Annotated in this window: 16 protein-coding genes, 2 pseudogenes and 1 other annotated feature; of the genes and pseudogenes, 8 read left to right on the top strand and 10 right to left on the bottom strand. The window is 68.1% G+C overall.

Features of this window, described 5'->3' with window-relative positions:
• From ACOGXQ_RS09720 to ACOGXQ_RS09705, 4 genes are all read right to left on the bottom strand, one after another.
• Positions 1 to 1464: a sigma 54-interacting transcriptional regulator gene (locus ACOGXQ_RS09720; RefSeq protein ID WP_419947196.1), complete on the bottom strand. Its 1464-nt coding sequence runs from the start codon at positions 1462 to 1464 to the stop codon at positions 1 to 3.
• Complete coding sequence (locus ACOGXQ_RS09715; RefSeq protein ID WP_419947195.1) at positions 1461 to 1943, bottom strand: hypothetical protein; 483 nt, start codon at positions 1941 to 1943, stop codon at positions 1461 to 1463. Before ACOGXQ_RS09715 ends, ACOGXQ_RS09720 begins: the two co-directional genes overlap by 4 nt.
• A 119-nt stretch (positions 1944 to 2062) precedes the next feature.
• Positions 2063 to 2500, bottom strand: coding sequence for a type II toxin-antitoxin system VapC family toxin (locus tag ACOGXQ_RS09710; RefSeq protein ID WP_419947194.1), 438 nt, complete (start codon positions 2498 to 2500; stop codon positions 2063 to 2065).
• A gap of 6 nt (positions 2501 to 2506) precedes the next feature.
• Positions 2507 to 2764: a ribbon-helix-helix protein, CopG family gene (locus ACOGXQ_RS09705; RefSeq protein WP_419947193.1), complete on the bottom strand. Its 258-nt coding sequence runs from the start codon at positions 2762 to 2764 to the stop codon at positions 2507 to 2509.
• A gap of 127 nt (positions 2765 to 2891) precedes the next feature.
• Between ACOGXQ_RS09705 and ACOGXQ_RS09700 the strand changes: the two genes are divergently transcribed.
• The 3 genes and pseudogenes from ACOGXQ_RS09700 to ACOGXQ_RS09690 all read left to right on the top strand — a co-directional run bounded on the left by ACOGXQ_RS09700 (position 2892) and on the right by ACOGXQ_RS09690 (position 4923).
• Positions 2892 to 3812: a PAC2 family protein gene (locus ACOGXQ_RS09700; protein ID WP_419947192.1), complete on the top strand. Its 921-nt coding sequence runs from the start codon at positions 2892 to 2894 to the stop codon at positions 3810 to 3812.
• Between the two features lie 174 nt (positions 3813 to 3986).
• Positions 3987 to 4586 (top strand): annotated as a pseudogene (gene aroC, locus ACOGXQ_RS09695) (chorismate synthase); the annotation flags it as partial.
• Between the two features lie 10 nt (positions 4587 to 4596).
• Positions 4597 to 4923, top strand: a complete 327-nt coding sequence (locus ACOGXQ_RS09690) for a TSUP family transporter (RefSeq protein ID WP_419947191.1) — start codon at positions 4597 to 4599, stop codon at positions 4921 to 4923.
• A gap of 155 nt (positions 4924 to 5078) precedes the next feature.
• Here the strand turns inward: ACOGXQ_RS09690 and ACOGXQ_RS09685 are convergent.
• Positions 5079 to 5894 (bottom strand): annotated as a pseudogene (locus ACOGXQ_RS09685) (hypothetical protein).
• Positions 5485 to 5598 (bottom strand) — a sequence feature (AL1L pseudoknot). (Overlaps the previous pseudogene by 114 nt.)
• A gap of 480 nt (positions 5895 to 6374) precedes the next feature.
• On the opposite strand from ACOGXQ_RS09685, the gene ACOGXQ_RS09680 reads away from it, so the two are divergent.
• The 5 genes from ACOGXQ_RS09680 (at position 6375) to ACOGXQ_RS09660 (ending at position 10457) form a co-directional block, all read left to right on the top strand.
• A complete protein-coding gene (locus tag ACOGXQ_RS09680; protein ID WP_419947190.1) occupies positions 6375 to 6941 on the top strand; it encodes a MarR family transcriptional regulator in 567 nt (188 codons plus the stop codon).
• A 79-nt stretch (positions 6942 to 7020) separates the two neighbouring features.
• Entirely contained in the window at positions 7021 to 8133 is a 1113-nt protein-coding gene (gene aroC / locus ACOGXQ_RS09675) for a chorismate synthase (RefSeq protein ID WP_419947189.1), read from the top strand.
• Between the two features lie 10 nt (positions 8134 to 8143).
• The gene (locus ACOGXQ_RS09670; RefSeq protein ID WP_419947188.1) at positions 8144 to 8884 is read left to right on the top strand and encodes a sulfite exporter TauE/SafE family protein; all 741 of its coding nucleotides are present in this window, start codon (positions 8144 to 8146) and stop codon (positions 8882 to 8884) included.
• A 23-nt stretch (positions 8885 to 8907) separates the two neighbouring features.
• On the top strand, positions 8908 to 10062 hold the full coding sequence (locus tag ACOGXQ_RS09665; protein ID WP_419947187.1) for a MalY/PatB family protein: 1155 nt from the start codon (positions 8908 to 8910) through the stop codon (positions 10060 to 10062).
• 131 nt (positions 10063 to 10193) lie between these two features.
• The gene (locus ACOGXQ_RS09660; protein ID WP_419947186.1) at positions 10194 to 10457 is read left to right on the top strand and encodes a hypothetical protein; all 264 of its coding nucleotides are present in this window, start codon (positions 10194 to 10196) and stop codon (positions 10455 to 10457) included.
• A gap of 26 nt (positions 10458 to 10483) precedes the next feature.
• On the opposite strand, the gene ACOGXQ_RS09655 is transcribed toward ACOGXQ_RS09660, so the two are convergent.
• The 5 genes from ACOGXQ_RS09655 to ACOGXQ_RS09635 all read right to left on the bottom strand — a co-directional run bounded on the left by ACOGXQ_RS09655 (position 10484) and on the right by ACOGXQ_RS09635 (position 17913).
• The gene (locus ACOGXQ_RS09655) at positions 10484 to 11320 is read right to left on the bottom strand and encodes an SURF1 family protein (protein WP_419947185.1); all 837 of its coding nucleotides are present in this window, start codon (positions 11318 to 11320) and stop codon (positions 10484 to 10486) included.
• A 21-nt stretch (positions 11321 to 11341) separates the two neighbouring features.
• A complete protein-coding gene (locus tag ACOGXQ_RS09650; RefSeq protein WP_419947184.1) occupies positions 11342 to 13210 on the bottom strand; it encodes a S9 family peptidase in 1869 nt (622 codons plus the stop codon).
• Between the two features lie 429 nt (positions 13211 to 13639).
• On the bottom strand, positions 13640 to 13894 hold the full coding sequence (xseB, locus tag ACOGXQ_RS09645) for an exodeoxyribonuclease VII small subunit (protein ID WP_419947183.1): 255 nt from the start codon (positions 13892 to 13894) through the stop codon (positions 13640 to 13642).
• Positions 13887 to 15227 carry an exodeoxyribonuclease VII large subunit gene (gene xseA / locus ACOGXQ_RS09640; protein WP_419947182.1) on the bottom strand — a complete coding sequence of 447 codons (1341 nt, stop codon included), beginning with the start codon at positions 15225 to 15227 and terminating at the stop codon, positions 13887 to 13889. The genes xseB and xseA overlap by 8 nt, the downstream gene beginning before the upstream one ends.
• 178 nt (positions 15228 to 15405) lie before the next feature.
• Complete coding sequence (locus ACOGXQ_RS09635; RefSeq protein WP_419947181.1) at positions 15406 to 17913, bottom strand: choice-of-anchor R domain-containing protein; 2508 nt, start codon at positions 17911 to 17913, stop codon at positions 15406 to 15408.
• Between the last annotated feature and the right edge of the window lie 225 nt (positions 17914 to 18138).

The following is an 18138-nucleotide window of genomic DNA, read 5'->3' as shown; positions in this document are numbered from 1 at the left end:
TCAACCGCGTGAGCGGTATGTGGCCCGAGCGCCGACGTGCTCCTTGTTGAGCCGCTTGGACAGGTGCAGGCCTTCGAGCACCAGCTCGACGGCGGACGCCAGCACCGCAGGCACGGTGTCTTCGGAGGCCTTCGGGTCGGCCGACGCAGCCACGAGGGACTCGGCGGCCACGGCCAGCGCGGGGTTCCCGACGAGCAGCTCCATGTAGGCCTCCGAGCCGAGGTCGTCGCCGGTGTGCACTATTTTTCCCTCGCCGAAGCTGGCAACCACATCGCTCAGCTCATCGGGCGAGAAGCGGTTCTTGAAGACCTCCAGCACAGCAGCGCGGAGCATGGTCTCCACGATCTTGCCGTCGCGGCCTTCTTCCATGGACTCGATCTCGATCTTGCCCGCGGTGGAGCTCATGAGCGATTCGAGGTCGCTGACCCTGGGCACCACATGCCGCTCCCCCCGCTGCAGCGCCCGGCGGGCGGCGTTGGCCACGAGCGTCTCGGTATTGGTGACGGTCATGCGCACCGAGACGCCGGAGCGCTGGTTGACGTGGCTGCTGGAACGGGCGACGTGGCTGAAGGTGGCCACGATCTCCGCCATGAAATCGGGAAGGCTGACCATGACGCCCCCCGGGACGCCCTCGCCCATCCCCAGATCGATCCCCTGCAGGTCCAGCGGGCGTGCCTCCGTCGCGGCGATGTCCATCTCGGTGTCGACGTCCAGCGGGTAGTGGGTGCGGATCTGGGCGCCGAATCGGTCCTTGAGCGGCGTGATGATGCGGCCTCGATTGGTGTAGTCCTCGGGATTGGCCGTTGCGACAAGGAGCACGTCGAGGGGCAGCCGGATCTTGTAGCCCCGGATCTGAACGTCGCGCTCTTCGAGCACGTTGAGCAGGCCCACCTGGATCCGCTCGGCCAGGTCCGGCAACTCGTTGATGGCGAAGATGCCGCGGTTGGTACGCGGCACAAGGCCGTAGTGCAGGGTCAGCTCGTCGGAGAGGTACCTGCCCTCGGCCACCTTGATCGGGTCGACCTCGCCGATCAGGTCGGCGATCGAGGTGTCGGGCGTAGCCAGCTTCTCGCCGTAGCGCACGCTGCGGTGTGCCCAGGCAATGGGGGTGTCGTCGCCGTGGGACGCGACCAGATCGCGGGCGTGACGGGAGACCGGGTTGTAGGGATCGTCGAAGATCTCCGAGTCCTCGATGTAGGGCATCCACTCGTCGAGCAGGTTCACCAGCGAGCGGATCATGCGGGTCTTGGCCTGGCCTCGTTCGCCCAGGAAGACCACATCGTGGCCGGCCAGCATCGCGTTCTCAAGCTGGGGCAGCACGGTGATCTCGTAGCCCAGCACGCCTTCGAACAGCGGCTCGCCGGACGCGACCGCCTTGGCGGCGTTGGCACGCATCTCATCTTTGACCGGCCGGGAGACCCAGCCGATCTTGCGCAGTTCGCCGAGCGTGGTGGGTTGGGTCATGGCGGGCAACCTAGTGGTGCGTCGCTGGTTTCGTTGCGCGGTGCGCTGGTCCTCTGACCAGCGCGAACAGCGGGCGGCACCCCGGCGTGGATCCCTGTTGTTGGACTCGGGTTGCGGGAGTCAGGGCGGCTGCTCGGCGTTGTTGTCGGCGTTCGTAGTCGATGGGTGTGCCCGACTCGTCGAACGCGGCATGATCGCTTGCGGCGCCGGCGCTTGGGGAGCCCGCTGATGCCGTGTTCGCGCATGATCCGAGAGACCAGCTTCATGTCGGCCACCTCGCCGCAGGCGTCCTCGAGTTCGGCGCCCTCCGAGGTGGCCGTACCCCGCCGAGCGCCTCGATCAATCTGATCCTGGGCCTTCCACCGGTGAACCGTCGACTCGCCCACCTCCAGCACCCCGGCCAGACCCGCCACCTCTCGGCCCGCACGCACCAAAGACAGCACCATCTCTCGATACTCCGGCGAATACGCAAACGGCATCGTGCCCCCCTGTCATCCCCGCCGGCGCTGCCACACCTGCCGGCCGCGTCAACAACCTCTGTGGTCATTACATGCGTGTCAGGGTTCGGGGTGTGGCAGTGCAGGCGGGGATGACTCAACTAGGCCAGGCGCAGCGGGTGCTGCCATCGAAGGCCCCGAAAGCGGCTGAAGTCCGCGTCTGCGGAAACCATCGTGCAGCCGTGCTCGACCGCGACGGCTGCGTGCTGGGCGTCTGCGACCAGCTTTCCGGTGGCCCCGGACTCCCGGCACATTCTCTCGAAGATCTCCAGGTGGTCGGGACCGGGACCGACGATGCGTGCCGTGGGCCGCTCGGTGAGCGAGGTCACGAAAGCAAGCGACTGGTCGAGACTCGCCGGCGGATCGAACACTCGAGGGTTGGTGACGACGCGAACGAAGCCGCAGAGCACCAGAACGGACAGCGCGAAGGGCTCCGGCCCCGTCGCCATCCGGGTGATCCACGCCGCGTAGTCGTCGTGAGAAGAAGTGGAATCGGGGACATGCGCGTAGATCAGGACGTTCACGTCGGGAAGCAGCATCTCAGATCAGCCGCGCATCGGCCCGAACCGCGATTCGTCGTCGCGTGTCTCGAGTGCCCGTACCGAATCGAGGTCGACCCCCGGTCGAGGACGCACACCGGGGACCGTCACCAACCTGAAGGGCGGCACAGCGGGCGCCTCCTGGCGCTTGAGCACGTCGTTCAGGACACCGGCAATGAACGCGCTGACGCTGACTCCGCTCGCGTCAGCGGCCCGCCGCACCTGTTTTGCCAGCTGATCGTCCAGCGAGATCGTCGTCCGCATGATGCACAGCATAACTTGAGAGCATCAGTGCATCACCAGGTGACGACTGTCCATAGTCCCGGGAAGGCGAACTGGGTGACCGTGAAATCGACGAGCGTTCCGGTCGCCCATCGGCCATAGTGATGCGGTGAACGACGCCGATCAGGCCAACCCTGCAGCGTCCCAGCCGATCGTCGTCTGGGATGGCGCACCCAAGCTGCAGAACCCGCTGCTGCTCGTTGCTTTCGAGGGCTGGTTCGACGCCGGCGAATGCGCGACGGGCGCGCTGTCGTGGATGCGTCGGCGCAGCGAGGCCAGGCGGGTCTGCCGCATCGATCCCGAAGAATTCTTCGACTTCCAGGAGAGCCGGCCGCATATCGAGATCGCCGATGAGGGACAGCGCCGCATCCGGTGGCCTGAGATCGAGTGTCACGTCGTGCCGGCCGCGCCGCCGCACGACCTTGTGCTGCTGTCGGGCGTCGAGCCGCGGATGCGCTGGCGCGCGTTCTGCGAGGGCGTCGTGGACATCGCCAGCAGGCTCGGCTGCGAGTTGGTGGTGACGCTCGGGGCGATGGTGGCGGGCGTGGCGCATTCGCGTGCTGCGTCGGTGAAGGCCAGCGCGCAGAACGGCGATCTGGCCAACCGGCTGGGCCTCGACCGGCCGACCTACCAGGGTCCTACCGGCATCATCGGCACGCTGCACGACACGCTCGACCGGGCTTCGCTGCCGGTGGTCTCGCTGCGGGTGGGTGTGCCGCATTATGTGGCCGGGCCGCCGAACCCGAAGGGCATGCGGGCGCTGCTCGCCCGCTTCGAGACGGTCACCGGTGTATCGACCGGCTACCGAGAGTTGGACTCGAGCGTGCAGGCTTGGGAGCAGCGGGTCGACGAGGCGGTGGCACGCGATCCTGAGATCGTGGCCTACATCGAGCAACTGGAAGCCGATGCGGACCGCGCGGCCGCCGAGAACTTGCCCAGCGGCGACGACTTGGCGCTGGAGTTCCAGAGGTTCTTGGCCGAGCAGCGCCAGCTTGGTCTCGACAATCCGGAATCCGGCGAATCGGCCTGAGTTCGGCCGCCGGTCGGATTTGTGGACCGATTTCTGTGCAGTGGTGCCGTCTGGGTCGGCATTTTTGCGCAGGTCTGGCCTTCCGCGCGATTTCTGTGCTGTGGTGCCGCTCTTCGCGGGCGTCCCTCAGCGCTGAAGGCGCAGGGCTGTAGGTCATGCCGTATGACGCCATCGACGAGTGACAGCCGTGAAGCTGACCCGACACGGTGCGCTGATCCAGTCGCTGCGCCCCGCATCGTCGAGGCCATCGAGGCGGCCCGAAGCGACGGCAACTCGCTGGGCGGGGTCGTGGCCTGCGTGGCGCGCGGCGTGCCGCCGGGCTTGGGCGAACCCGTCTTCGACAAGCTCGATGCCGAACTGGCGGGAGCGGTGATGTCGCTGCCGGCAGCGAAGGGTGTGGAGATCGGCAGCGGCTTCGCCGGGACCCTCCTCACCGGTCGCACGCACAACGACGAATTCGCGCCCGGTCCCGACGGCCGGCCCGTCGCCGTGACCAACCGCAGCGGCGGCATCCAGGGCGGCATCAGCAACGGCGCCGACATCGTGCTGCGCGTAGCGTTCAAGCCCACCGCCACCATTGCGTCGGAGCAGAAGACGGTCACGAGCGACAACGAGCCAACCGTGCTGGCCGCTCGGGGCCGTCACGATCCCTGCGTGCTGCCCCGGGCGGTGCCGATGGTCGAGGCGATGGTCTGCTTGGCGCTGGCCGATCACCTGCTGCGCCAGCAGACGACCCAGCTCGCCGGGCTCCCGTCGTCGTCGCCTTCCGGCTGACGGACTGCTGATGGACATCACCCAGGCGCTGCTTGTCGCAGCCGCGGGCGTGGCTGCCGGCGTGGTGAACGCCATGGCCGGGGGCGGCTCGCTGCTGACGGTCAGCCTGCTGACCGTGGTGGGCGATCTCGGCGGGCTCGTCGCCAATGGAACCAACCGGATCGGCGTCATGACGCAGAACCTGGCCTCGGCGGCGGGCTACCGCTCCGAGGGCGTCTCGGGCCTGCGCCGCGCAGTGCCCGTGCTGGCGCCGGCGCTGATCGGTTCGGCGATCGGCGCGTACACGGTCTCGGGTCTGCTCAGCGACACCGCGTTCGAACAAACATTCGGCATCTAGCAGGCTGCTGAAAAAGGGGTCAAATCGCGAAATCGCGGAGACAAAGCCGCTGGTCAGAGCGTTGCAGATTCGCTCGCAACCGGCTTCTTCAGCAGCCTGCCAGTGTCCTGAGTGGGGAATTTGTTGCATATATATGGCCATGGTGTCGGAGTGATTCACCTTGGGTTTTGCGCAGGCTGAGTGTTTAGGTTTTCTTGGTCGGTCTGGTCTGTGTTCGCAGCAGCGTAGACGGCTTCGAATTGGTCGGGGCTGAGGTCGCCGAGGCAGCTGTGGATGCGGCCGGTGTTCCACCAGTGCACCCGGCCCAGGGTGGCGGGCTCGACGTCGTCGACGGTGCGCCGGGGGCTTTGTCGGGGGCTGCGGATGAACTCGGTCTTGAACAGCGGGTCGGCGGCTTCGGCGAGGGCGTTGTCGCAGGAGTCCCCGACGGATCCGATCGGGGGCGTGGCGCCGATGTCGTCGGGGCGCTCGCTGTGTCGGGTGCTGGTGAACTGGCTGCCCGCGTCGGCGTGGGCGAGGGGACCTTCGAGGCGGGCGCCGCTCGGCCGTCCAATGCGTCGAGGGGGCCGCCTGCAAAGCGGCGCAGACGGGCTCGACCCCGAACTCGGCGCGATTGCGGTCGGCGAACTCGACGATCATCGTTGTCGGCGGTCGAGCCCCGCCCCGAAAACAGCCGCCCGCTGCAGAATCTCGTTCGCCCGGCGCAGCTCGCGGCTCTCCTGACGCAAGCGCTTCAGCTCAACACTCTCCGCCGTCGAGACGCCGGCACGGGTCCCGGCGTCGATCTCAGCCTGAGCCACCCATTTGCGCACCGACTCCGCCCCACAACCCAGCTGACGGACCACCCGCGTCACCGTGCCCGCCGAGGTGCCCAGCCCCTCACGCAACGCCAGCACCATCCGCACCGCGTACTGTTTCTGCTCAGCCGAACACCGCCTCGACGTCGGTGCCGGCCCCGCATCTGCATCCATGACTCTCATGCCTGCTCCAATCCCCAGAACCTGCACAAAACCCAAGGTGAATCAGTTCGAGCGATGCGTACAATCCGACATGAGGACGGCATCTGCCCGGTGGTCAGAGCTGCGTCGGCAGCGCGGGCGGTGCCGTTCCGTGCCGAACCGGCGTGAATGCCGGTGCCCGGCCGCTTCGACGCATTTCGCCTCATAGGCCAACACGCCTGACTCAGATTCCAAACGTGTGTGCTGGTTCAGGACCATCATCGTCCATAAAACCAACGCATCGTGCTTGATCTGGCGCCGTGAGTGCCGGTTTGCACGCAGCGCACTGCGCCTCCCGGACGCCCCAGCTCCACGGCAACGGCGGCACCGACCACCTCGGCAGCGGCACCGACACCTGCGCCCGCGGCACGACCACAGGGCGCTGCGAGGCGGCGCTCACGCGAACTGGTCTATATTCTTGTTCATTTGACTGAAAATACGTATATTTGCGGCGTGCCGACCCCCGCTCCAGCACTCCTGCCGATCGTCCGGTCCAGCACTCAAGCACGAGTCCTTGCTGAGGTGTACTTCAGTTCCCCGGCCAGCGGTCGCGAACTGGCCAGGCGGCTGGGCCTGCCCCAACCGACCGTTGCCAGAGAACTCAGCCGGCTCGAAGAGGCCGGTATCGTGCAGTACGAGGAACTGGGCAGTGCCAAGGTCGTGCATCCGGCGCCCGCTCCGTACGCAGGCGCGTTGCGACAGCTCGTTGCCTACGCGGCGGGCGTGCCCCATATCGTCCGCACGGTGTATGAGGATGTCGCGGGGATCGACGACATCTTCATCCATGGTTCATGGGCGGAGCGCTTCTATGGGCATGTCGGCGACCCGCCCCACGATCTCGACCTCGTCGTCGTGAGTCCGACTCATACGCGCTTCAGCCTGGCCGCCCAACGAGCCGAGATCGAGGCCGAAGTCGGCATGGCCGTCGACCAGATGGTGCTCCCGCCCGGCAATGAGCGACTCTCGTCGCTGCGCCGGCGAAGCGTCCCGGTGGCCCGCTGTGAAGGCGACGGAGCATGAACAAGAGACCCGCTTCCTCGGCTGATCTCCTGCACAGCTCGCTGCGCCGCGTTGCAGCAGACTCCCGTAGGGTTCTCCCATGGGCGGCAGCACGTTCGGGGAGCGTTTCGCGGTCACCACCTTCGGCGAGTCCCATGGCGGGGCGCTGGGCGTGATCGTCGACGGCTGCCCCGCGCGCATCGAATTGAGCGAGGCCGACGTGCAGGACGACCTGGACCGTCGCCGTCCCGGCCAGAGCCGTATCGTCACCCAGCGCAACGAGTCCGACCGGGTCACGATCCACTCGGGCGTTTTCGAGGGGCTGACGCTGGGCACGCCGATCGGCATGACCGTCTCGAGCACCGACGCCAAGCCCGGCGCGTACTCCGAAATGGCCACCACGTACCGGCCCAGCCATGCCGACTACACCACCGACGCCAAGTACGGCATCCGCGACTGGCAGGGCGGGGGCCGAGCCTCCGCCCGCGAGACCGTCGGCCGGGTGGCTGCCGGGGCGGTGGCGCGCAAGGTGCTCGCTGCGGTGGGCGTCGAGGTGCTGGGCTGGGTCAGCTCGGTGCGCGACATCAAGGCCGACGTGGATCCCGCGGCCGTGACGCCCGCGGACGTGGAAGCTGACCCGACACGGTGCGCTGATCCAGTCGCTGCGCCCCGCATCGTCGAGGCCATCGAGGCGGCCCGAAGCGACGGCAACTCGCTGGGCGGGGTCGTGGCCTGCGTGGCGCGCGGCGTGCCGCCGGGCTTGGGCGAACCCGTCTTCGACAAGCTCGATGCCGAACTGGCGGGAGCGGTGATGTCGCTGCCGGCAGCGAAGGGTGTGGAGATCGGCAGCGGCTTCGCCGGGACCCTCCTCACCGGTCGCACGCACAACGACGAATTCGCGCCCGGTCCCGACGGCCGGCCCGTCGCCGTGACCAACCGCAGCGGCGGCATCCAGGGCGGCATCAGCAACGGCGCCGACATCGTGCTGCGCGTAGCGTTCAAGCCCACCGCCACCATTGCGTCGGAGCAGAAGACGGTCACGAGCGACAACGAGCCAACCGTGCTGGCCGCTCGGGGCCGTCACGATCCCTGCGTGCTGCCCCGGGCGGTGCCGATGGTCGAGGCGATGGTCTGCTTGGCGCTGGCCGATCACCTGCTGCGCCAGCAGACGACCCAGCTCGCCGGGCTCCCGTCGTCGTCGCCTTCCGGCTGACGGACTGCTGATGGACATCACCCAGGCGCTGCTTGTCGCAGCCGCGGGCGTGGTTGCCGGCGTGGTGAACGCCATGGCCGGGGGCGGCTCGCTGCTGACGGTCAGCCTGCTGACCGTGGTGGGCGATCTCGGCGGGCTCGTCGCCAATGGAACCAACCGGATCGGCGTCATGACGCAGAACCTGGCCTCGGCGGCGGGCTACCGCTCCGAGGGCGTCTCGGGCCTGCGCCGCGCAGTGCCCGTGCTGGCGCCGGCGCTGATCGGTTCGGCGATCGGCGCGTACACGGTCTCGGGTCTGCTCAGCGACACCGCGTTCGAACAAACATTCGGCATCCTGATGGTGCCGCTGCTGATCCTGAGCCTGTGGCCGCCGAAGGCCCGCGGCGACGAGATCGCCTGGCCCAGGGCGCTGACCATCGCTGTGTTCTTCGTGATCGGCGCCTACGGCGGCGCTTTCCAAGCCGGCGTGGGGCTCCTGCTGGTGCTGGCGCTGTCGCACGCCGGCTTGGACCTGGTGAATGCCAACGCCACGAAAGCGGTGGTGATCGCGGTGCTGACCGTGGTGGCGGCGCCGGTGTTCATCTGGAACGACCAAGTGCACTGGGGCTTTGCTGTCATCGTGGCCGCGGGCTTCGCCGTGGGCGGCTGGCTGGGCGCCCGGTGGGCGGTGCGCGGCGGAGAGAAGCTGATCCGCCCCGTGCTGGCAGCAGCGGTGCTCGGACTCGCCGGCCGCATGCTCGGTCTCTATTGAGCACGGGCGCGTAGGGTCGCCCCGTGATCTTCGACTTGGACGCCGAACGAGTCCGAAACCGGCCGGGCATCAAGTGGGGCCGCCAGGGTCCCGACGTGCTGGCGGCCTGGGTCGCCGACATGGATCTCGAGCTGCCCGACGTCGTGCTCGACGCCGTACGCGAACGCATAGACACCGGCGGGCTGGGCTACGACTTCTACGACAAGCCCATCGAGGTGCTCGACGTGTTCGCGCAGCGCATGGGCGAGGCGTTCGGCTGGCAGGTCGACCCCGCCGACACGGTGCGGGTCCACGACGTCATCCAGGGACTCGAGCTCGCGATCACCTGCTGCACCGAGCCCGGCGACGGCATCATCTTCCAGACGCCGGCGTACCCGCCGTTCTTCTCCAGCGTCGAAGGCCACGGGCGCCGAGTGGTGCCCGACCCGCTGATCCGCCACGACGACGGCTGGCGGCTGGACCTCGACCACCTCGATTCGGTGGCGAGTGCTCCCGATGTGACGGCCGTCATCCTGTGCCAGCCCCACAACCCCTGCGGCATGGTGCTCGACGCCGACGACATCGCCGCCGTCATCGACATCGCCGAGCGACACGACCTCGTCGTGATCTCCGACGAGATCCACTGCGACCTGGTGTACGCGCCCCGGCGGCACATCCCGGTGGCCTCGGTGAGCGACCTGGCCGCAGAACGGACCGTGACCGTCACCGCTGCGACCAAGTCGTTCAACATGGCAGGGCTGCGCATAGCGTTCCTGCACTCTGCGTCGTCGCGCTACGGCCCCATCGTGACCGGCATCCCGAAGCGGCTCATCGGCGGCATCGGGATTCTGGGCCAAGTTGCCACGGTGGCCGGCTGGACCAAGGCGCTGGACTGGCTCCAAGAGCTGGTGGACGGTCTCGACCGCAACCGTCATCTGCTGGCCGACTTGCTGGCCGAACGCCTGCCGGAAGTCCGCTACCGCCCGCCCGACGCCACGTACTTGGCGTGGCTGGACTGTGCCGAGCTCGGTCTCGGCGACGACCCGTCCGCTGTGCTCCTCGACCAGGGCGGGGTGTACCTGAACTCGGGCCTGGACTTCGGCCCCGAGGGCGCCAGTCATGTGCGACTCAACTTCGCCACCTCGCCGGCCATGCTGGACGAGGCCACTGCTCGCATGGCCAAGGCCGTCGGCCGCTAGTGGTGCGTCGCTGAAATGGCTGGGGCTGAAGCAAGCCCATTCTTGCAGGTCAGCGAGCTGCATGATGCCCGGAGGAAAACTGCGACACACCACTAGCGAGACTCAGTCGCAACCACCGGCAGAGTTCGCCGTTGTACCCGACGGGTGTGCTCAACGCTGAGTGTCTTCAGGATGCTTGGCGGGAGTCAAGAACCTCGAAGCTCCACTTCGACACCAATCCGCTCAAGCATGTGCCGGTGCCGGCATTCGATCCGTGCTCGGTGCTGCACGCCCGAATTGTGGATGCTGCCCGCGAAGCCGAGCAACGGCCGACGGCGCCGCGTCCGGCGCTGGAAGGCGCCGTAGCCGAACTGGTTCCCGAATACACAACCGCGATGGAAGCTGGCAGCGCGTAGCGGTTCGACAGCGCACTCGCGTGCGGTCAGTCGTCGGCGATCTGTTCAGACTCGCCCTTGCGGGCCTGGTGACGCAGCACAAGCGTGTAGCCGACGGCGGCGATGACGGCGAAGCTGAACCACTGGATCGTGTAGCCCAGATGCGGACCCGCGTCGAGCTCCGGCGGCGGCAAGACCCGCAGCGTTGCAGCGTCACTGGTCGCGTCGGCCCCAACCAGAACGGCCGAGCCGTCTGCGGTCGCCGCGCCCGTCAGCTCGACGTACACGGGCACCAGACTGAGCGCGGTCTGCTGGTCGATGCGCTCGACGTCCGTCCGGGCCAGCGAGGCAAGCCGTCCCTCGGCTGGATCGGCGGGTCCCAGCAGGCCGCGTTGCTGGCTCCGGCGAACGCGGCCCTCAAGGTGACCAGCGCCGTCGAGCTCGGTTCGGTACGGGCGTGAGCGAGCATCCGGCTGGTCGTCACACATCGCTTGGTGCAGCCAGCCGGCAACCACCAGCGCGCCTCGCGGTTCGGCGCTGTCGCTCGACGCAATCGCGACAGGCACAGCGAGATGGCACCCGGCCTGGCCGTCGAAGCTGCGGTTGCGGATCAGCACGCTGTCCTCCCAGTCGAGACGCTCGACCGGCAACGTCACCATCCGGTATTCCAACGAATCGGTCAGCCCCGCGTCGGTCACGGCTTTGAGGAACCGGTCGGCGTCAAGCGGGCGCATGCTCATCCGCTCGGCGGCAGCGGCATTTCGGTCGCGCACCTCGCCGTGGCGGCTGAGCTGCCAGAAGCCTGCTACCAGGAAAACGGCCAGCAATCCGCCCGCCAGTGCATGGCCGACCAACCAGATCGGCCTCCGAGCGAAGCGATACACAGCACGAACCTATTGGCGCGGCTAGCGGGCGCCGGTTCGCACCTCGACCCGGGCGATGTCGCCAGCGGGGTCGAAGCCTAGGACCTGACCGAGGAAGGACAGCTCGGCTTCGAGGGCGGCCACGATGTTGGGGCCGCGCCGAAAGCCATGCCCCTCACCCTCGAACAGCACGTAGGCATGGAGCACACCCGCGCCGGCCAGGGCCTCGACCAGCTGCTCGGACTGATTCTGCGGCACGACCCGGTCCTCGGTGCCCTGCAGCACAATCATGGGCGTGCGCAGCTGGCCGGCCCGCCAGATCGGGGAGCGCTCCCGGTACGTCTCAGCCTCCTGCGGCCAAGGTCCGATGAGCCCGTCGAGGTAGCGGGCCTCGAACTTGTGGGTGTCGCGAGCGAGGGCCTCAAGATCCGCGACGCCGTAGCGGGAGACGCCGGCGGCGAAGACATCGCTGCCGACCAGCGCGCACAGCGTGGTGAAGCCGCCTGCCGATCCGCCCTTGATGACCAGACGCTCCGGATCCGCCGCGCCCTCTTGGGCCAGGTGGAGCGCCGCGGCGATGCAATCCTGCGTGTCGACGATGCCCCACTGACCGCGCAGCAGGTTGCGGTACTCAGTGCCATAGCCGGTGCTGCCGCCGTAATTCACGTCCACCACGGCGACGCCCCGGCTCGTCCAGTACTGGATGCCGAGGTCGAGCGAACTGCGGGCCGACCCAGTTGGCCCGCCGTGGCTGAGCACGATGAGCGGCGGAAGCTCACCAAGCTGCTCCTCGATGGCGGCATTGGCAGGCGGGAAGAAGAAGGCGTGGGCTCGACGACCTCCTTCGCTGTCGAACGTGAATGGCCGCGGTACCGAGATGTCAGCGGGATCCAGCACAGCGGACTCACTGGCACTGAGCTGGCGATGGGTGCCGTCGGCGGCGATCTCGACGACCGCGGCCCGTCGGGTCCATCCGGCGGCCACCGTGACTGCCGTGCCCTGCGGACTCACCGCCAGCCGACCGAAGTCAGTGAACTCGCAGGGGATCGGTTCGAGCCGGCCGCAGCGGATGATGCCGATGTGGCCCTCACCGCTGGACATCCAGGTGCACCACAGCGCACCGGTCCCGTCCCAGCAGTAAGTAGCTTGGGCGAACACCCACGCCGGCACGCCGAATTCGCGGTCCTCAACGCCGAGTCCGGCAACACCCCGCAGTACCGGCTCGGTGCCGCCCGAGCCGACGTCGACGCGGTGGATGGACCACCATCCGTCGACATCGGTCACAATGTGAAGCTCCCCGTCGGGACTCCAGCTGGGTTGCGTGACAGATGGACCGTCGACGACCACCCGATCGGATCCTGCCACAGACTTGCCGTCATCCAAGTCGACCAAGTGCAGGCGAACGTGGTCCCACGGCATGTTGGGGCAGTCCCAGCTCAGATAGGCGAGCATGTTGCCGTCGGGCGACGGCCGGGGCGACGAGTAGAAGTCGGCACCGGTCGCCACGACGTCGACGGTCCCGTCGAGCCGGACGGTCACCAGTTCATTGCGAGGCTCGTGACTGTCCGAGCCGTGGGACTCGCGTACCCACACCGTGACCGGATCGAAGCTCTCGTCTGCGGCACCGTCGCGCCTCACCGGGACCAACGCCGGATCGGCATACCGCAATCCTCGCGGCAGCGTCGGCTCGGGTGTCACCGGGAGCGGTTTGCTGCCGCCAGCGGCATGGAAAAGCCGTATCCGCTGATCCTCCATGCAGGCACCGAGCACCCAGTGGGCACCGTCGGGCGCAATGAGCGGGAGCCAAGCACCACCGCCGTACTCGTGCACCGAGGTTCGGATGTCAGCCGAGGCGGTGTGGGGCACATCCGCGGGGGGAGTCTCCGGTTCGTCGAGCGGCACGCGTACCACGACGCCGCGTCCGCGTTCCAGCGGTCGTTCTTCGACCCAGTAGGCCCAGCCGCCTGCGATCCGCGGCTCGGTGCGTCGAACAGCGCCGACGGCGACATCGTCCGCGCTCAGCGGCGACGGCCACGCACCATGAGGCCACGCACCATGAGGCCACGCATCAAGGGGAAGAGTCTTGGAGCTTCGTGGGTTCTGACCGCTTGCATCTTGACAATCTGACGATGAGCCCATATGTTTCCCAGTAGTTTTATCGCGCTGCTGCGATTATCCTGAACTGGCTGAATCAGCAGCAACACTGAATCAGCAGCAGCACCAGCGTGCGCTCCGGGTTTTCCACCGACCCGGAAGCGCAGTGGACCGGGGGAGCGCCCACCAACTCCCTCGGTCCACACGCGCCCGCAGGACCAGCCCCACGCTGAGCCGACCCCACGCTCAGGACTCCCCTCCGAAGGCGTCGCCGCCGTGCTCGGCCAAGATGTTCTGCAACGACAACTCAGTGGCGCGCAGGCGGCCCTCGCAATGCGCGATCAGGGCCGATGCCCGTTCGACTTTCGATGCCAACGTGTCGATATCGACATCGCCGCTCTCGAGACTGTCCAAGATCGATTCGATCTCGATCATCGACTCGGTGTAGCCCCCGAACTCCGGATCGTCGGCAGCGGCGGCAACTCCGGCATTGTCAGCCATCGGCGTCCGTCCCTTCGTCGTCGGGTGCGGCTTGGCCGCGCGTCGTGCCGTTCAGCACCGTGCTGGCGAATGCGGCGTGGTGCGTCTGGGTGGTGATCGTGTCCCCGGCAGCGGGCATCTCGCTCACGATGCGCCCGTCGGCTGTCCGCGTGATCGAGAACCCGCGCGCCAACGTCCGCTCCGGCTTGACCGCCTCCATGACGGCGATCGCCGAGCGCAGCTGACCCCGAGCCCGGATGATGCAGCTCTGGACCTGGTGCGCGAGCCGCAGGCGGGCGCTCTGCAGGCGGACGCGCGGCTCGCTGAGCCGACGCTGGGCAGCCAGACCGAGGCCGCCTCGCGCCGCAGCCAGACGTGAGGCCGCTGAGGCCGTTTCGCGGAGAGCCGCCCGTTCGAGACCCAGCCGTGCTTGGGCCAAGCGCGCTTCGAACGCGGCGACATGGGCGACCAGCACTGCTGCGCACGCGGTCGGCGTCTTGGCAGCCGTGTGGGCAACCTGGTCGGCCACCGAGATGTCGATCTCATGGCCGACGCCGCAGAACACCGGCACCGGGCACAGCGCGATGGCCTTCGCCACGCCGGCGAGGTCGAAGGCCAGCAGGTCGGCGCGGTCTCCGCCTCCTCGCACCAAGGCGATCGCGTCCACATCAATGCCGCCGAGCGTCCGCAGCGCGGCGACGAGATCGGCCTCCGCTGTGGCGCCCTGCACCCGGGCGTCGCACAGCAGCACCTCGAACGCATAGCCGCTGGCTTCCAGTTCGTGGACGAAATCGGCATGCGCTGCGCTGCCGGCCGCCGTGACCAGCCCGACGCGCAGCGGCACCGCAGACAGGGGCACCGCTGCATTGCGACGCAGCAGTCCCGACGCCGCCAGTTCGGCCAGTGTGCGCTCGCGGTCCGCTGCCAGCACTCCCAGTGTGAAGTGCGGGTCGACGCCACTCATGATGAGCTGCACCTGCCCGCTGGCGGCGTAGTACTCCACCTCTGCCCGGATCCGCACCTCGATGCCGTCGTCGAGCGTCAGCCCGCCTGCAGCCGCCAGGTCGCGGTTCACGAACCGCTGCCGCCCCTTGAACAACGCGACCCGCATGCGAGCCCCCCGGCGGTCGTTGCCGCGGCCGGGCTCGATGAGGCTGAAGTAGATGTGGCCGCTCGCCGCCACCGAGCAGCCGATGATCTCGCCGCGCACCCAGATCTCGCTGCTGAAGGCCTGCTGGATCGTCCTGCCGATGGCCGCGGCAAGCTCAGCCACCGACCAGGTGCCGTCAGGCTGCGCAGCGCCGCCGTCGGACCCGGCCGCGTTGTTCCCGAAGCTGTCGAGCGCGCGGCTCACGGCGGGAAGGCTGTCACGAATCCGCGGAGTCGGCGACCGAATTTGCGATCAGGACGACCGGAGGGTCAGGCGGCCGGTTCGGGCCGCGTCCACAGGGCGCGCCGCGGAGGGTTGCCCGAGCGGACGAATAAGGCGGTGAATACGGCGGTCTCGAAAAGCCGTCTGTCTTGGTTGTCGGTTATCGGGGTGCTGCCCACAGTTTGATCTTGACGTTGCGGTTGCTTTGGCTGCGCCAGTCGGTGGCGCTGCTGCCGCGTATGCTGAGCCCGTCGCCGATGCTCCAGCCCTCTGCGGTGGGGTCGTCCTGGGCGGCCTTCGAGTTCAGCTCCAGCCGGAACGAGTTCGCTGGCAGGTCGCTGAAGACGAGGTGGTACTTGGTGTCCGCGGCGAGGTTGCAGCCCGCCGCCGCCAGGAACGTATGGCTCTTGGGCAGCGGGCCGTCGGTCTGGCTGGGACGCGTCACCGCGCCGCCGCTCACCCTGGTGTGCTCGCGGATCGCCACGGGCCTCTGCAGGTCGCACGTCTTCGTCGCGGACGGCGCGTCGGAGGAGTCGGCGTGTATCGCGATCGCCGGCGCCGCTGCGGTGGAGGGCGAGACGAGATGGAACTGCGCCTCCACCCGGTCCAGCCGGTAGCCCCCCGAGTGCGAGCCCGTCGTGAACTGCTGAGCGAAGTCGACGTCCTCGGCCAGTTCCTCGGTGCTCAGCAGACTGTGAGAGGAATAGTCGTCGCCGGGACGGTCGTGGTACACGTTGTCGGTGACCTCCGCCACGCCCGTGATGTCGGTCACCGTGATCGTGTAGTCGCCCTCGTACTCCACCGACAGATGATCGTCAGCGCTCGTGCGGGGATTGTCGGGGTTGACGTCCTTGGCGTCCACGTTGACGTAATGCCGCCGCCAGTCGGTCTTGACGTGAACAACGGAACGACCGTCCTCGCGGTTGTGGTCCACCGCGGAGCCCAGCCCCGACAGATCACCATCACCGGGCCTCAAGAACCTGACCGACACCATCCCGCCGGTGTCCACCCCCGGACTGTCCCCGAACACCGCCTCCACCCGGTAATAGCCGCCCGCCGGCACGTCCAGCCGCCACAGATCACCAGCAGCCCCGTAACAGACCCGCCGATCATCACGCCGCGGCAGACCGCGGCAGCCGACATCGCTGCCCGACAAATGCCCATAACTGGTCTGACCCAAAGAAACCAAACCCGTCACGTCCCCATAACGCCGATCATCCCCAGGAAAATCCCCGTCATCAGGCTCCACATACGGAGACGACTCCTGCCCGCCCAGCACCCGCAACAAAAGGCGATTTGTCGAGGACCTCCACCTACCACCACTGTATAACATCCCCTGCTGGAGACTCCAGCCCGGCGATGCGGAATCCGAGTCGCTTTGCGCTGTCACAGCGACAAGGCCGTCTCCGGTGCTGCTTGCGGAACGACGCACCACGGCCCAGTAGTCGGTGTCGGGGTCGAGCCGAGCGTCCGTCGGGGCGTCGTACCTGACAGGGGCGAACGCGTCGCCGATGGTTCCGTTCTGGGTCAGGGTGTGGACAAGCGTCGTGGGCTGGGTCCCGGTTCTGATCTCGGCACTCGTGTCCAGCGTGCCCGAAGCGCGGCGAAGCACGAATTCGAGACCGCTCAGAGCATACCCGTCAGGATCGGACCCGGTCCTGAAGCTCTGCGCGTATCGGTCTCTGATGACACCGAAAAAACCCCCAACACTTGGCTGGCTGAGGTTCGACAGGTACATGGTCGGACTGGTTGCTCCGTGCGACTCGGCTGTCTCGGGTTCTTGTTGTTCGGGCTGCTGGTCTTCGGTCTCTGTCTGCGGTGCGCCCGGTGTGGTGATGCTGAGGGTGTCGGAGGGTTCGCTGAGGCCTGCGGCGTTGCGGGCCTGGACGGCGTAGTGCAGCGTGGCGCCGGCGGGCGCCGCGGCGTCGGTGTAGCTGGTCGCGGTCGAGCCGGTGACCTCCGCGACGGCTTGCAGCGACGCCGGGTCGGCGCCGCGCAGGACGCGGTAGCCGCCGGCTGTGCCGCCGCCGGGGGCTTGCCACAGCAGCAGCACGTGACCCTCAGGGCTGAGCGCGATGCCCGTCAGCGAGGGCGCCGCGGGCGTGCTGTCAGCGTCCGCGGGCGTGTCGGAGCGCGGCTCTGCCTGCCGGTGGTCTGCCTGCTGGTCGGCGGACCCGGCTTCGCGCTGGGACTCTTCGGCGCTGTGAGGTTCTTGCCCGGCCTGGCGCTGCTGCGCAGCAACAGGCGCCTCAACGCGCTCGGACCCAGCAGCCGACGACGACAGCACCGCCGCCGACGCCTCAGGCGTCCACGGCGACGCCGACACCCCGCCCCCGGCGTCATGGAACCGCGCCCGCAGCGTCACCTTGTACACAGCGCCCTCATCGAGACCGCGCAACGTCACCGACGTCGCGTCCCCGGCCGGCCACTCGTTGCCCCGACCCGCCTCATTCGGCTGCCAATACGACAGATACCCCAGATCCTCACGCGCCCACCGGACCCGATACTCAAACGCCTCCCGCTCAGGCGCGTCCCACGAAACCCTCAACTCCCCCGCAGCGTCACTCGAGACCGACACCCCGCCCAGCCGCGGCGAAGACTCCCCGGCCCCCACAGGCACCGCCGCCGACGCCAACAACACCACCACCGACAACGCCGCCCAACGCATCACACCACGACCAACCACGGGGGGGGGGGGGGTCAGACAACACCGCACCCCGCCGCGCGCCCACACCGAACCCGCCGCCCGACACCGACCCGAACCCAGCCGAATCCCTCACCACGCGCCTCCCCTCAAACCGAACCATCAACGCCGACACCAACACGCCGACACCAACACAGCACACTACAGCACACCCAAACTCCCCACCCCCACCACACAGACACACCGACC

The organism is Candidatus Poriferisodalis sp. (assembly GCF_965208485.1).
Taxonomy (GTDB): domain Bacteria; phylum Actinomycetota; class Acidimicrobiia; order Acidimicrobiales; family Poriferisodalaceae; genus Poriferisodalis.
Note: the sequence above shows the minus strand (reverse complement) of the source record. Positions and strands in the feature narration are given on the sequence as shown.